This window comes from Actinopolyspora lacussalsi subsp. righensis, assembly GCF_900116555.1.
Taxonomy (GTDB): Bacteria; Actinomycetota; Actinomycetes; order Mycobacteriales; family Pseudonocardiaceae; genus Actinopolyspora; species Actinopolyspora lacussalsi.
The window spans coordinates 113,350-127,203 of sequence record NZ_FPAT01000015.1 but is presented as its reverse complement, the minus strand read 5'-3'; the positions used below and the strand labels follow the sequence as shown (position 1 = coordinate 127,203).

The following is a 13,854-nucleotide window of genomic DNA, read 5'->3' as shown; positions in this document are numbered from 1 at the left end:
GACGCGGTCAACTCCGCGATCTGCTGCAACGTCCCGTTGATATCGGTGGTGTTCGTCGTCGTCATCGTCTGCACCGAAACCGGATGATCACTACCAACACCGACCGGTCCGACCTGTAACTGGCGGGTTTTACGCCGTTCCGCGAGTACCGGTTCGGGATTGGCGGGCATGCCCAGATCGACGGTCATCGCGTCTTCTCCACCTTCGCAATGCGGATCGAATTGTCGGTCCCGCGATATGACGGGAACCTCGGGGTGACGGGGCCCGGCGGGTGAGAGGCACCGGACCGCCACCCACGATACCGGCACGGACCACGGCTCGAACGGGAAGTCACCTTTCGAGTGATTCCCGCCTTCTCAGCAGGCCTGGCGGGTGAGTTTAATAACACGGTGCGTGATGCCAGCGGGACCTTTCGGAACGCTGTTACCGGGGGATCAAGTGAACGTGACCGGGTTGACCACGTCCGCGACCAACACCAGCAGCGAGTACGCGATGAACACGATGCTGATCCCGTAGGCCAACGGCATCAGCTTGGCCGTGTCGAACGGCCCCGGATCGGGCCTGCGGGTCAGCTTCGCGAAGTTGCGCCGCAGTGCCTCCCAGAACGCACCCGCGATGTGCCCACCGTCCAGCGGCAGCAGGGGCAGCATGTTGATCAGGAACAGCGAGAGGTTCACACCCGCCAACAGCTGCACCATCATGATCAACCGGGCACTGACGGAGAGCTTGTCGTAGGAGAGCACCTCACCGCCCAGCCGACTCGCGCCGACCACCCCCACCGGGGAGTCCTCCGCTCGCTCCTGCCCGCCGATGGCGGCCACCAGATCAGGCACCTTGCTGGGCAGCTCCACGACCTTCTGCGCGGTCGCGCCGATCATGGTGCCGATCCGGGTGACGACCTGACCGAAGTTCTGCCGCACCAGGTGATCGGTGGGGACCACTCCGAGGAAACCGACCTCGACCAAGCCCTCCGCCTCACCCAGTCTCGGCTGGGGATTCTGCATGAGCTCGGGGCGGAGCGTGAGCCTCTCCCCGTCCCGCTCGACGAGCACGGTCGCGGTGCCGGAGGCATCGCGGATCGAGTCGCGCAGCTCCGACCACGACTCGACCCACTGACCGTTGAACCGGATGATCTCGTCACCGGGCCGGAAACCCGCCGTCGCCGCGGGTGATTTCGGCGCGTCCGGAGGGCACTCCTCCGTGTTCTGATCTTCGGGCACCACGCACTCGCTGACCGAGTGAATCGTGGTGGTGGGCTCCGCGATCCCGTAGCCCATCAGCACCGAGGTGAAGATGCCGATGGCCAGGATCAGGTTCATGAACGGCCCCGCGGCCATCACGATGATCCGCTTCCAGGGTTTGCGCTGGTAGAACTGCCGGTGGGAATCCTCGGGCCGGACCTCCTCGGCCACGGCCTGCCTGGCGTCCTCGACCATGGCCCGCCACGGTGCGGAGGAAGCCGTGCGCCCGTATTCCTCGTCCCGCTTCGGCGGGAACATGCCGATCATCCGGATGAAACCGCCGAACGGAACGGCCTTGACGCCGTACTCCGTCTCCTTGCCCTGCCGGGAGAACAGCGTGCGGCCGAACCCGACCATGTACTGGGTCACTTTGACGCCGAACATCTTCGCCGTCGCGAGGTGGCCCAACTCGTGCCAAGCGATCGAGAACAACAGCCCGAGGAAGAAAATCAGGATGCCCAGCACGACAAGCATCAATGCGCTCTTTCCATACCGGCGAGTTCGCGGGCTCTGCGGCGGGCCCACTCCTCGGCTTCGAACACCTCGTCCACGCTGGCCGGCTCGGCGCACCAGGCGTCGGCCCCTGCCAGTACCTCCTCCACAGTGTGCACGATGCTGGTGAAACGACTGTTACCGGCGACGAACGCGGCCACCGCCTCCTCGTTCGCGGCGTTGTAGATCGCGGGCAGGCATCCGCCCCGCCCACCGGCCTCCCGAGCCAACCGCACGGCGGGAAAGGCCGTGTCGTCGAGCGGTTCGAAGGTCCACGAGGCCGCCTGTTCGAACGTCAGCCGTGGAGTGACTCCGCCTATCCGGTCGGGCCAGCCCAGGCCGAGCGCGATCGGCAGCCGCATGTCGGGTGTGCTGGCCTGCGCGATGGTGGCGCCGTCGACGTAGGTGACCATCGAGTGCACGATCGACTGCGGATGCACCACGACGTCGATGCGCTCGTACTCCACGCCGAACAGCAGGTGGGCCTCGATCAGTTCCAGACTCTTGTTCACCATCGTCGCCGAGTTGATGGTCACGACCGTCCCCATGGACCACGTGGGGTGTGCGAGCGCCTGCTCGACGCTCACCTCGTGCAACGCCTCGCGGTCGTAGCCCCGGAACGGCCCACCGGAGGCGGTCAGCACGAGCCGTTCCACCTCCTCGCCCCGACCGGCCCACAGGCACTGCGCCAGCGCGGAGTGCTCGGAGTCCACCGGGACGATCTGCCCGGGGGAAGCGGCCCTCGTGACCAGCGGACCCCCCGCGACCAGCGACTCCTTGTTCGCCAGCGCCAGCCGCGAGCCCGCGTGCAGGGCGGCGAGCGTGGGACGCAGTCCCCGCGAACCGTCCATGCCGTTGAGGACCACATCGGCCTCGGTCTCGCGCACCAGATCCGTGGCGGCGTCCGGTCCGGCCAACAGCCGTGGCAGCCGGAAACGACCGGTCGAGTAGCCGAGCCGCTGCGCCTCGGCGTAGAGCGCGAGCTGCATGTCCTCCACAGCCGTGGCCCGGGCCACGGCCACGACCTCCACCCCGAGTTCGAGGGCCTGCGCGGCCAGCGCCGCGGGATCGTTGCCACCGGCGGCCAGACCGACCACCCGGAACCGCTCGGGGGCCTGCCGGATGACTTCCAACGCCTGGGTACCGATGGAGCCGGTGGATCCCAGCAGCGTGACAGTGTGCACCGTGTCGCGTTCCTCGCGCCGGGCGCGCGTATCCGGTTGGGCGGAGACCATCGGGGTCATTGTCACCCACCGGCGACGTCACGCGTCATCGCGGTCGCGTTCGGCGGAACCGAGTGGCCGTTGAACCGGCCCGGATCGACCGGGAACCAGGAACAATCGGGAACCAGGAGTGACCGGTCACACTGCCGACAACACTGCGGCGGCAACCGCCCGGCGGTGTGCGAGGATGGTCGACATCGGCGGTCCTCGTGCCGTGCGGCAGTTCGATCCGCGACGAAGCCGTGTACCGCCCCGTGCCGACGATTCGGCGTCCGCGGCTCCGAGGCCGGGAGTCGCGACGGTTACAGGAGGGGAATGTGGCAAGCACGGAGCTGGAGCAGACCCAGAGCGAACGGACACCGACCCAGGCGATCGATCCTGCCGAAGAGCCCTCGGTGGAATGGGGCTGGCACGGATCGTTCCCGAAGGGCATCCAGATCGCGGGCTGGTTCTCCACCTTCGCGATGGTGATGATGCTCATCGGCAACCACCAGGGACTCCTCAGTGGTGGTGGTCGCCCCATCAGCGCGGACATCTGGCTGATCGTGATCGCGCTGGGAATGGCGATCGCGCTGATCTACGACCTGCGCAGGCGCCGCACCTCGTGGCGACGCTGAATCTCGTGACGATGCCGACACGCCCTCCGGGCGGTGGGCAGCGTCGCCGAGTTTCGGGCGAGGAGCTCTCCGGCGTCGCGTAGGCGCACTACGCGACGCCGCTCCCACGGCCGCTCACTGCTGCCTTGCTGTCGTGCTGTCGGTGTGCGCGGGTCTCCCGGAGCCGGAGATCCTCGAACGAGGCACCGCCAGCGAGCATCCCGACAACCCGACCGGAAAACCTTCGATCAGGAGCTCTCGGCGGCCAGTTGCCCGCACGCGGCGGCGATCTCCTGACCGCGGGTGTCGCGCACCGTGCAGGATACCCCCGCCTCGCGCACGCGCCGCACGAACTCGCGCTCCACCGGTTTCGGGCTCGCGTCCCACTTGCTTCCCGGCGTGGGATTCAACGGGATGACGTTGACGTGGGCGAACCTCCCCAGGTGCTCGTGCAGCAGTTTGCCGAGCAGATCGGCTCGCCAGGGCTGGTCGTTCATCTCGCGGATCAACGCGTACTCCACCGAGACGCGCCTGCCGGTGTGCTCGGCGTAACCACGTGCCGCCTGCAGCACTTCCTCGACCTTCCAGCGGTTGTTGACCGGAACCAGTGTGTCCCGCAACTCGTCATCGGGTGTGTGCAGCGAAACGGCGAGCGTGACCTGGAGCCCTTCCTCCGTCATTCGTCGGATGGCGGGTGCGAGCCCCACGGTGGAGATGGTCACCGAGCGCTGGGACAGTCCCAGCCCGTCGGGGGCGGGGTCACAGATGCGGTGCACCGCGTCGATGACCCTTCGGTAGTTCGCCAGCGGCTCCCCCATGCCCATGAAAACGACGTTGGAGAGCCTGCCCTCTCCACCGGGCAACTCCCCGTCCCGCATCATGGCGGCGGCCTGCCGAACCTGTTCGACTATCTCCGCGGTCGACAGGTTGCGCTGCAGACCCCCCTGCCCGGTGGCGCAGAACGGGCAGGCCATGCCACAACCCGCCTGACTGGAGATGCAGACGGTGGCCCGTTCCGGATAGCGCATCAGCACGCTTTCCAGGGTGGTCCCGTCGTGCGCCCGCCACAGCGTCTTGCGGGTCTCCCCCTCGTCCGTGTCGAGGTTGTTCACGGCGGTCAGCAGCGTGGGCAGCAGCTCGTTCGCCAACACCTGCCTGCTGGCGGCCGGGACATCACTCATCGACCACACATCGGCCGTGAGCCTGCCGAAGTAGTGCTGCGCGAGTTGCCGTGCGCGGAACGGCTTCTCACCCAGTTCGGAAACGGCGGCACGACGCTGTTCCGCGGACAGATCGGCGAGATGCCTGGGAGGCATCCCCCGCTTGGGCGCGTCGAAGACGAGAGGTAGGGACTGCGAGGTCATAGCACCTGCATTATCCCACGAGGACGAGCGGACGAACGCGGCGGTCACCCGCCGAGTCGGGCGGGGCACTCCGGGCGGGTCCACCCGGACCGGACGCGACAGGAGTCGATTACCGAACGGACAAATCCGAACGCGCGCAGTGGCGGTCGGCATCCGCTGCGCGGGGTGCGGGCGAGGTTCGCGAGCGCCGTCCTATCGTGAAGCCATGACTGGCATGGTTGAGCGCCACTCAGCCTCCGTGGAGGACTACGTACGGACGATCTACGGGCTGGGCGAACGCGGCGCGGCGGTCACGAACACCACGCTGACCGCTCGTCTCGGACTGAGCCCGTCATCGGTGTCAGGGATGATCAACAAACTGGCGCAGCTCGGCCTGGTCACCCACGAGCGGTACCGGAGTGTCGAACTCACCACCGAGGGGCGCAGACTCGCCTGCGACGTGCTGCGCAGACATCGGCTGCTGGAGTTGTTCCTGGTGGAGATTCTCGGCTACACCTGGGACGAGGTGCACGACGAGGCGGACTCGCTGGAGCACGCCGTCTCGGACGAGCTCATCGAGCACATAGCGGCCAAGCTCGAACACCCCACCCACGATCCCCACGGCGATCCGATCCCGACCGCGGACGGGGTGGTGGAAAAACCCACGACCAGACTGCTGGAGCACCTGGAACCGGGCACCGTCGGCACGATCGCGCGGGTGTGGGACACCGACTCCGAACTGCTGCGTTACCTCACCGATCACGGTTTGACGCTGGGAAATCGGATCGAGTTCGTGGAGCGCAAACCCTTCGGCGGACCACTGGTGGTACGAGTCGGCGAATCCGAAACGGTCGAGACGCACTTCCTCGGCTCCGAGATAGCCCAGACACTGTCCATCACGGTCCAGAAGTGATTTCTTCCACACCGGATCGGCAGTAGCATTAAGAGCATGTCTCACGTGGCGTTGTCGTGGGTGGCATGATCGTGGGTGATGGTGGATCGGCTGTCGCAGCGGTTGGTGCCGGATGAGTGGTCGGGGAGTTGGTCCGTCCGTTGATTCCGGGCTTTGCACAGCGGCCGCAGGGTGGTGGGACAGTTCCGACGGATGATCGGGCGGTGTTTACCGCGATCGTCTACGTCCTGACCAGTGGCTGTTCCTGGCGAGACCTGCCGCCGTCGTTCGGTGCCACGGTGCCCACGGCACACCGCCGGTTTCAACAGTGGACCGAGGCCGGACTCTGGCGCCGGGTACACCAAGCGGTGCTGGACGAACTCGGTGCTCAGGGCGAGCTCGAGTGGGCTCGCGCGGTGGTTGATGCGGCCACGGTTCGCGCGAAAAAGGGGGATCGATGACCGGGCCCAGTCCGGTTGATCGAGGTAAAGCCGGTTTGACGATCCACCTGCTTTCCGATCAGGCCGGTCTCCCGCTGGCGGTGGCGGTCTCGGCGGCCAACACCCACGACAGCAACGGGATGAAACCCCTGGTCAACGCGATCCCGAAGCTCCGCTCTCGACGAGGCCACGGTCGAGGCACACCCACCAAGCTCCACGCCGACAAAGCCTACAACGACGACGACACGCTGCGTACCTGACTCCGGCAGCGAAACATCGTTCCACACATCGCCCGCACCGGCATCGAACCCAGCCACACGCTCGGCCGCCACCGATGGGTCATCGAACGCAGCCTGGCCTGGCTCACCAGCCACCGACGACTGACCACCCGATACGAACGCACAGCCACCAACTTCACCGCCTTTCTCACCCTCACCGCAGCACTGCCCTGCTACAAAAACACGCCACGTGATACACGGTCTAAGATCGGGTCCTACGTGGTTGAGATTCGTTGGTCTTGATGGGCGTAGTGGCAAGTGGGACTGGATCGTGCCGAACGGGCTGTGGGAGATCGTCGAACCGCTGCTGCCAGCGGCACGGGTCCGCCCGTAGGGTGGTGGCACTCCGAATGTCGACGATGAGGCGGTGTTTGCGGCGATCGTGGATCCGTGCTGGTCAACGGCTGTTCGTGGCGGCACGTGCCGCCCTGCTTCGGCGCCTGCACGTCCACGGTCCACCGGCGGTTTCGGATCTGGCCCTAAGCCGGAGTGTGGGGGTGGTTGCACCGAGCAATCCTCGATCAGCTGGAGAGCGCCGAACTGATAGATCTCTCCCGCGTCCTGCTCAACACATCGCATGTGCGGTCAAAAAAGGGGCGAACACACAGGTCTAAGTCCCGTGGACCGAGACAAACCGGGTTCCAAGCTGCACGTCCTGTCCGAGACGGGCGGACTGCCCGTCGCCGTTGGTGTCTCAGCCGGCAACACCCACGACAGCCACGGCTTGATCCAGAGGGTCTCCGGTCACCAGTCGAGACACGACCCAGACCGAGAGCGCCACGCCACACCTCGCCGGATCTACGCTGACCAGGACTACGATCACCCTGAACTGCGACGATGGCTCCACGGGCGCCACATCACCGGCCGGACCGCCCGGAAAGGAATCGACTCGGACCAACGGCTCGGGCGCTATCGCTGGACGGTCGAACGCACCTTCTCCTGGCTCTCCGGATATCGGAGACTGTCCCCACGCTACGAGCCCCCCCCCCCCCCGACTTTACCTGGGCTTTCTCGGGCCTGCGGCGGCACTATGCTGCTACAAGCATCTCCGCAAACACACCACGTAGGACACGGCCTAAAATTTCAATCCCCCATTTGCATGAAAATATTAAAACAAAATCCCTATATTGATTTGAATTGTTTTTGATATTATATTCTTTGCGTAATTAAAAATAATTTTTTAATCTGGTGGTATTTAATGTTTATATTGCATTTTTCATTTTCCCCGAAAATTTAATTCGATTAATTTAAAACGAGCTAGAGAGACAAAAACTCCCCACCGATCGGGTGTTGGGGTTGTGTACAAACGAAGAAAATCAGGGTATCAATGAATTTTCTCTCGGCACTGAAGCGCACGGCCATTTTAACGTTAGCGGTATCATCAGTCTTAGTTATTTCCTCAACAAGCGCATCGGCCGCTCCCCCTCCTCCTGACCATGCAGTTACCCCTATGACATGTATATACCAGTACAATGAAAACGATCTCTATGTCGAGGAAGGCTGGGTCGGTGCTGCCGTAGATTATGAAAATGGAGTATTCTTAGGTTGCGGCGATGAGCGTTCTGGCGTAATCCATATCGCTCATCCAAATTCAAGCGGAAATACACATCCAGTTTACGAGAGAGATCAAGATGATTTCCTTAGGTGCTTCTCAAATCTCGCACATCGAGGAAGCAAAGAGCCAGATAAAAACTTCCCAGACACTCGAACCCGATACAAATTTACTTTCTATATAGAAACTTCCATTGGTACTGTGCCGCAAATGGCTCAAATGGTAGTTGATAACGCAGGAGGATTTGTTTATACCATTTGGACCCCTGAACATAATAGTTACCCGCGTGGAAATAACTGGTACGGATGCGCGGGACCGATAGCTTAAACCTCAAAAATAAATAGATTGTTTCGCGGGGTCGACATTCAGAGCGGCCCTGCGAAACATCGAATGTTGAAGTTTACACAGCCAGCTCCAGTGGTCAGTGCGTCACGTGAGATAATCAAGTAACCTGTCATGAAAGGTGGTCTGCGTGGCGCGTGACAAGTCAATTTTTTCGAAGAGCGGGAAACCATTTCCCGTGGAATCGCGAGTGAGGTGTCGCATCGGTATATCGCAGCCGAACTCGGACGACATCCGTCGGTAATATCGCGGGAAATAGCTCGCAACGGCGGGAACGCCAACTATCACGCGGTGACGGCGCAGCAGCGTTCCGAGAAACAGTCGGAACTCCCCAAAGCGCGGAAACCGGAAACACACCCCGAGTTGCATCAGGCGGTCAACGAGGGATTCGACAAGAAATAGTCGCCGGAACAGATCAGCCGTTACCTTCCCACACAGCACGCAGCACGAGGCGAGTCCTCGATGCGCGTCCCACACAAAACGATCTACCAGGCATTGTTCCTGCAAGCACGAGGACAATTGCTCCACCGAGCTGAAGCTGGCGCTGCGCAGCGGGCGCGCACGCCGCGAGAGCCCATCGCGGACGGCGGAAACACGCGGCAAGATTCCCGACATGGTTATGATCAGCGACCGCCCCCAAAGAAGCCGACGACCGGGCCGTACCCGGCTTCTGGGAAGGTGACCTGATCCTGGGGAAAGCGGATCAATCCCAGATCGCCACACTGGTGGAACGCCACACACGCTATACGATGCTTGTCCGCATTCCCTACGGCCGACGTGTAGAACGGGTCGCCTACCTGTTGGCCAAAAAATGGAAAACTTCCCTCATTTCTGCAGAACAGCATCACCTGAACCAGAGTAAGGAAAACCGCCATGCGGACTTCACGATGCGGTCGAACATGCCCGTGTATTTCTGCGACCCCATTCGCCGTGGCAACGCGGCACCAACGAGAACACCAACTGGCTGCTGCGTGAGTACTTTCCAAAAGGAACCGACCTATCCGACTACAGCCAACCCGAACTCGACGCGGTCATCGACGAACTCAATGATCGGCCACGCGAGAATCTCGGATGGCGCAAACCCAATCAGGTCTTCAATGAACTCCTGCTCAACCCTACTGCCGGACCTACCACTTGAGGACGCCCACAATTGATAATCAGAGCTTAGCTCGGAGCCGTTGAATTCCGGTGGTGATGTGAAGTACCCATTGAAGACGGCTGCAGTACTAGACGTAGGCGACGCTGCCAGAGGTGTCGAAATCGCCTTGAAGTATACTGAATTCGATGTCCTCGTCCAGCATGATTGTGTAGGCACGCAGCCCGGCGATGTTTCCAGTTTCGTCGAAGGGAATGTCCTGACGACAAAAGTCGATCCCCGGGAAGACATCGAGCTTGAACCACAGCTCGATCACTGTGTCCAGACCGATACCGTGCACAACTATCTGCGGATCGTACGCTCCTTTACTGATCGCAGCATACAAGCTACCGCAGGCGAAATCCAAATACTGGCCGAGTTCACGGCGCACGGCAGTTCCGTTCCGCTCGCGAGGCCAGCACAGGTGGCCGATATCTATACTCGATATCTGCGTACTCGTCAAACCGTACTCGGTCGCGGTGGCAAGTTGAATATCACACTTCGGGCGAAACGTCCACGGCCTCTTATTCGCCCGTTGCACGCACATCGCCGCCACGTTGCCCAGGACGGCCTGCGAGGTGATATGTGCCGGAGCTGGGAAGTCGATCCGCTCGGTTTCGTATAAAACTTCGGAGTGCCAGTTTTTGCCGATCAAGTGAATGCGGAATACCCAATTTTGCTGAATTTCTTCAATAATGTGGATATCCTCGATGGTGTAGGTATCTTTCGGATCCTTCAGATACCTATCCCTCCGACTCTGCGGTGGAATCTCGGTGCACTCACTCACTGAAGCAGATAGTTGCCCGGAGGGGGCGACGGCGATGACGACGGTGGCAAACGGTGTTCTCATCCCACTCGATGCGCTTAGTGAAGGCGGCCAGTCACACACGAACACGCAGTCCTTGCCCGAGGCAATCGTGCGCTTCTTCGTAACGGCCGGGGACACCTGATCCGCCCAGGAGGTCACGTCGAGAACTTCTCCCGCTGGGGATAGAGATATCGCGACAGGCTGTACTTGGTCGATGGCAACGAAACACGAACCGGTGGTGCAGATAAAACCAGGACGGAACGGGCGTTTTGAATCCATTCAGCACCTCATGGATCGATGTAGCATCGAGCCAAATAAACAATAATAGAGATCAATCAGTATGTCAACTACGTTTAGATCTTCTAATGCGTTTGGTTGGGGAGTCGGTACCAGCTGATGAGGCTGGTGGTGAGGGTGAGGAAGTCGTGGTGGAGGTCGGTGCGGCGTTCCCAGCGGGTGGCCAGACGGCGGAACTGATGCAGCAGCGCCAGGGTTTGTTCGACGACCCAGCACACGGGCTGGTTGATGCCCCGGGTGCCACGACGGCTGATCAGTGGACGGATCCCTCGTTGGCGCAGCAGATGCCGGTACGTCTCCGTAGCCGCAGTCGGCAACGAGGATTTCGGGCTTGCGCCGCAGTCGCCCTCGCACCGGCGAGATCGCCTCGACCAACGGCAGCAGTTAAACTGTATCTCAGTTGGTTATGTGGGAGTGTGATGATCGTGGGTGATGGATGAGTTGTCGCGTCGGTTGGTGCCGGGCGAGTGGTCGGAGCGTTGATGCCGCAGGCGGGAGTGCGTCCGTAGGGTGGTGCCGAGCCCCGGCGGAGGCGCGGGCGGCATTTACCGCGATTGTGTTCGTGGTCACCAGCGGGTGTGCTTGGCGACATCTGCCACCCAGTTTCGGGGTGAGTCCCCCGAGGAGCGCATCGCTGGTTCCAACGCTGGACACGCGAGGGGCTCTGGCGCAGGCCGCATCGGGCGGTGCTGGACGAGCTGAATGTTCCCGGCCAGTTGGACTACTGGTCCCGGGCGATCGTGGACGCGGCCGCGCAGGTGGGAGGCATCCACAGGGCTTGTCAAGTTTTTTGTGTAAGAGCCCCTAACACATTGGTGATACCGGGCTGGGATGATCCTGGGGGGCTGCGCCGTGGGTGGTCTCGGACGAGTTGTGAGAGCGGCTCGAGCCGTTGTTGCCGGTGCGTCCGGCGAGTCGGACGGGTCCGAAGCCGTTGCCGGATCGGCAGGTGGTGCGGGGCATCCTGTTCGTGCTCTATACGGGCATCGGCTGGGAAGACCTTCCCCAGGAGTTGGGCTTCGGGTCCGGGATGACGTGTTGGCGACGGTTGCGGGACTGGCAGGCCTGCGGTGTGTTCGACCGGCTGCAGGCGGTGTTGCTGGCCGAACTGAATGCGGCCGGGCAGATCGACTGGTCCCGGGCGATTGCGGATTCCTCCCATGTTCGCGCCAAAAAGGGGGTCTCCAGACGGGGCCAAGCCCGGTGGATCGAGGCACAACAGGCTCGAAGCACCACGTGATCACCGATGGCGGAGGCATTCCACTGGCGACGATCCTCACCGGTGGCAATCGCAACGACATCACCCAGCTTCTGCCGCTGATCGAGGCGATCCCGCCCGTGCGTGGGCGACGCGGACGGCCCCGGCGCAATCCCAATGCCCTCGTCGCCGACCGCGGCTACGATCACGACACCTACCGTGCTCATCTGCGCCAACGCGGCATCCAGCCGTTCATCAGCCGGCGCAAAACCCGCGACACCAACCAGGCCGTGCGCTGGGTTGTCGAACAAAACTTGGCCCTGCTGCATCAGTTTCGGCGTCTGGCCATCCGCTGGGAGCGTCGTGCTGACATCCATCACGGCTTCCTCGCCCTGGCCACCAGCCTCATTTGCTGGCACCGTCTCCCGAACGCAATACGTTAGGAACTCTAAGGCATAACAGTGATGGCAGCGGTAGTGGCGACCGGGGCAGCGCCGGGAAGTCGTCATGCGGGGTCGTCGGAGGCCGAGCCGCCCCCGGAACCGTGATCGGCAGACCGGGAGTTCTCGCCGAACAGCGCGGCACGCTCCGCGACGACGGTCCGAGAACCGGAACGCCCCGGCGAGTCCTCCACGGCGGAACCGTCCCTCGTCCGTTCGGCTTCGTAGGCGCCCAGCACGGCGAGCAACAGGTCGAACCTGCTGTCGGTGAGCCGAACGACCACCCATCCGAAACCGAACAACCCCGCGAACACGAACCCCGCCACCCATTCGATCGGAGAACGCTGGGCCAATAACAGCACGGCCACGCACAACGCCAGCCCGGAGGCGAAGGCGACGATCCGCGCCACGGTGACCGTCTTCCGCAGCGATCGGTACATCGGACAGTTCCTGTCCAGATCACGCACCGCGTCGGTACGTTCGCCGGGCTCCATTCGCGCGACTCGATCCAATCCAGTCACGAGCGTTTCGACCGGTCCCCCAGTCATAGTTACCGCACTCCCGCCAACCAACCGGAATCTCCGAAGCGACGGCCCCCCGACTTCTCTCGAACACAGTCGATCATGGAAAAGCGGGGATGGCAAGGCGCCGTTCGGGTTACTCACCAACCGCGAAACGGGCCCGGTCGAAACCGGTGATCCGAGTCAGGAACAGTGGTCGCCCGCGGCGAACGAAACCGCTCGACGCCCCGGGACCACGCGCGAACGCACGGAAACCGGATATTCGATCGCTCGACACGATACCGAACGAAGAAAACCGATCACTCCTCGCGACGAATTCGAATCCGGTAGTTCACCGGGAGAGCCGTCCCGGGAATCGATTCGACGGCCCGGCGGGCCACGGGCGGGGAGAACTCGATCCGCAGCACGGCTTCCAAGCTGTTCCGGTCGTCGAATTCCCAGCGAGTCTCGACGTCGAAGCTGTCGAACCCCCGGGAGGCGAAGAAACGCTCGATCCGCTCGGGGTCGAAACCGGTGAGGTCGGCGCGCATCCAGTCGCCGTACGGTGCACTACGCCCGTCCAGGTCGATGATCACCAACGCACCGCCGGACCGCAGCACACGCCGAGCCTCGGCCAGACCGGCCTCGCATCCCGGGCCGAAGAAATAGGCGGTGCGAGCGTGCAACAGATCCACGGAGCCAGCCTGCAACGGCAACCGGTGAGCGGCGGCACGAACCACACGGACCGAATCCCCGCACCGCGAACGCGCGAGCCTGCGCCGGGCACGGCGGACCAGTGGGCGGTACGGCTCGACGCCCAGGACGCTGCGCGCCCGTTTCGCGAAAACCGGCAGATGAAACCCGGCACCACAGCCGATGTCGACCACGTCGAGCCCCTGCCAGTCCTGGAGGCCGCGCAGCTTCGCCCATACGGCGCCGGTGACGTCCTGCGCGGCGTTTTCCACCTCGTAGACGTCCGGCCAGTTCCACGCGTTGGGACTAGGACGGATCTCGACGTCCCCGAGGGGCACCGCACGAGTGGCCGCGAGTTTGACCGACAGTCCAGCCAACATCGTC

At 62.9% G+C, this 13,854-nt stretch carries 11 protein-coding genes and 5 pseudogenes; 7 read left to right on the top strand and 9 right to left on the bottom strand.

Features of this window, described 5'->3' with window-relative positions:
• The 3 genes from BM394_RS21200 to dxr all read right to left on the bottom strand — a co-directional run.
• The coding region (locus BM394_RS21200; protein WP_175530207.1) for a flavodoxin-dependent (E)-4-hydroxy-3-methylbut-2-enyl-diphosphate synthase at nt 1-188 on the bottom strand (188 nt) is incomplete at its 3' end.
• 246 nt (nt 189-434) lie between these two features.
• Nucleotides 435-1,715 (bottom strand): M50 family metallopeptidase, encoded by a 1,281-nt coding sequence (locus BM394_RS21195; RefSeq protein WP_092981312.1) that lies wholly within the window; start codon nt 1,713-1,715, stop codon nt 435-437.
• Nucleotides 1,715-2,968: a 1-deoxy-D-xylulose-5-phosphate reductoisomerase gene (gene dxr / locus BM394_RS21190; protein ID WP_245780363.1), complete on the bottom strand. Its 1,254-nt coding sequence runs from the start codon at nt 2,966-2,968 to the stop codon at nt 1,715-1,717. The genes BM394_RS21195 and dxr overlap by 1 nt, the downstream gene beginning before the upstream one ends.
• A 305-nt stretch (nt 2,969-3,273) precedes the next feature.
• Here dxr and BM394_RS21185 point away from each other — a divergent pair, with 305 nt between their 5' ends.
• Entirely contained in the window at nt 3,274-3,573 is a 300-nt protein-coding gene (locus tag BM394_RS21185) for a DUF2631 domain-containing protein (RefSeq protein WP_092981310.1), read from the top strand.
• Between the two features lie 227 nt (nt 3,574-3,800).
• On the opposite strand, the gene rlmN is transcribed toward BM394_RS21185, so the two are convergent.
• Nucleotides 3,801-4,916, bottom strand: a complete 1,116-nt coding sequence (rlmN, locus tag BM394_RS21180; protein WP_092981309.1) for a dual-specificity RNA methyltransferase RlmN — start codon at nt 4,914-4,916, stop codon at nt 3,801-3,803.
• Nucleotides 4,917-5,121: 205 nt separating this feature from the next.
• Here rlmN and BM394_RS21175 point away from each other — a divergent pair, with 205 nt between their 5' ends.
• The 3 genes and pseudogenes from BM394_RS21175 to BM394_RS23835 all read left to right on the top strand — a co-directional run bounded on the left by BM394_RS21175 (nt 5,122) and on the right by BM394_RS23835 (nt 7,572).
• Complete coding sequence (locus BM394_RS21175; RefSeq protein WP_092981308.1) at nt 5,122-5,808, top strand: metal-dependent transcriptional regulator; 687 nt, start codon at nt 5,122-5,124, stop codon at nt 5,806-5,808.
• A 78-nt stretch (nt 5,809-5,886) separates the two neighbouring features.
• A pseudogene (locus BM394_RS23995) lies at nt 5,887-6,748 on the top strand (IS5 family transposase).
• A pseudogene (locus BM394_RS23835) lies at nt 6,729-7,572 on the top strand (IS5 family transposase). Before BM394_RS23995 ends, BM394_RS23835 begins: the two co-directional pseudogenes overlap by 20 nt.
• Before the next feature lie 914 nt (nt 7,573-8,486).
• On the opposite strand, the gene BM394_RS23990 reads toward BM394_RS23835, so the two are convergent.
• Nucleotides 8,487-9,014: a hypothetical protein gene (locus BM394_RS23990; protein ID WP_245780362.1), complete on the bottom strand. Its 528-nt coding sequence runs from the start codon at nt 9,012-9,014 to the stop codon at nt 8,487-8,489.
• Nucleotides 9,015-9,280: 266 nt separating this feature from the next.
• Here BM394_RS23990 and BM394_RS23985 point away from each other — a divergent pair.
• A pseudogene (locus BM394_RS23985) lies at nt 9,281-9,537 on the top strand (IS30 family transposase); the annotation flags it as partial.
• Nucleotides 9,538-9,625: 88 nt separating this feature from the next.
• Here the strand turns inward: BM394_RS23985 and BM394_RS21155 are convergent.
• Both BM394_RS21155 and BM394_RS21150 read right to left on the bottom strand, forming a co-directional pair.
• Nucleotides 9,626-10,621: a hypothetical protein gene (locus tag BM394_RS21155; RefSeq protein ID WP_139235283.1), complete on the bottom strand. Its 996-nt coding sequence runs from the start codon at nt 10,619-10,621 to the stop codon at nt 9,626-9,628.
• 83 nt (nt 10,622-10,704) lie between these two features.
• Nucleotides 10,705-10,956, bottom strand: coding sequence for a hypothetical protein (locus BM394_RS21150; RefSeq protein WP_092981306.1), 252 nt, complete (start codon nt 10,954-10,956; stop codon nt 10,705-10,707).
• A 112-nt stretch (nt 10,957-11,068) separates the two neighbouring features.
• Between BM394_RS21150 and BM394_RS23825 the strand changes: the two are divergent.
• Nucleotides 11,069-11,394, top strand: a pseudogene (locus tag BM394_RS23825) (transposase); the annotation flags it as partial.
• A gap of 137 nt (nt 11,395-11,531) precedes the next feature.
• A pseudogene (locus BM394_RS21140) lies at nt 11,532-12,280 on the top strand (IS5 family transposase).
• Between the two features lie 62 nt (nt 12,281-12,342).
• Here BM394_RS21140 and BM394_RS21135 read toward each other — a convergent pair.
• Complete coding sequence (locus BM394_RS21135; RefSeq protein WP_092981304.1) at nt 12,343-12,771, bottom strand: hypothetical protein; 429 nt, start codon at nt 12,769-12,771, stop codon at nt 12,343-12,345.
• A 326-nt stretch (nt 12,772-13,097) separates the two neighbouring features.
• Nucleotides 13,098-13,850, bottom strand: a complete 753-nt coding sequence (locus BM394_RS21130; RefSeq protein ID WP_175530205.1) for a class I SAM-dependent methyltransferase — start codon at nt 13,848-13,850, stop codon at nt 13,098-13,100.
• Between the last annotated feature and the right edge of the window lie 4 nt (nt 13,851-13,854).

Excerpts from the sequence above, each read along its gene's own strand:
- rlmN (WP_092981309.1), bottom strand. The coding sequence starts at position 4,916 with ATGACCTCGCAGTCCCTACCTCTCGTCTTCGACGCGCCCAAGCGGGGG.
- BM394_RS21155 (WP_139235283.1), bottom strand. The coding sequence starts at position 10,621 with ATGGATTCAAAACGCCCGTTCCGTCCTGGTTTTATCTGCACCACCGGT.
- BM394_RS23990 (WP_245780362.1), bottom strand. The coding sequence starts at position 9,014 with ATGTCGGGAATCTTGCCGCGTGTTTCCGCCGTCCGCGATGGGCTCTCG.
- BM394_RS21135 (WP_092981304.1), bottom strand. The coding sequence starts at position 12,771 with ATGGAGCCCGGCGAACGTACCGACGCGGTGCGTGATCTGGACAGGAAC.
- BM394_RS21175 (WP_092981308.1), top strand. The coding sequence starts at position 5,122 with ATGACTGGCATGGTTGAGCGCCACTCAGCCTCCGTGGAGGACTACGTA.
- BM394_RS21130 (WP_175530205.1), bottom strand. The coding sequence starts at position 13,850 with ATGTTGGCTGGACTGTCGGTCAAACTCGCGGCCACTCGTGCGGTGCCC.
- BM394_RS21195 (WP_092981312.1), bottom strand. The coding sequence starts at position 1,715 with ATGCTTGTCGTGCTGGGCATCCTGATTTTCTTCCTCGGGCTGTTGTTC.
- dxr (WP_245780363.1), bottom strand. The coding sequence starts at position 2,968 with ATGGTCTCCGCCCAACCGGATACGCGCGCCCGGCGCGAGGAACGCGAC.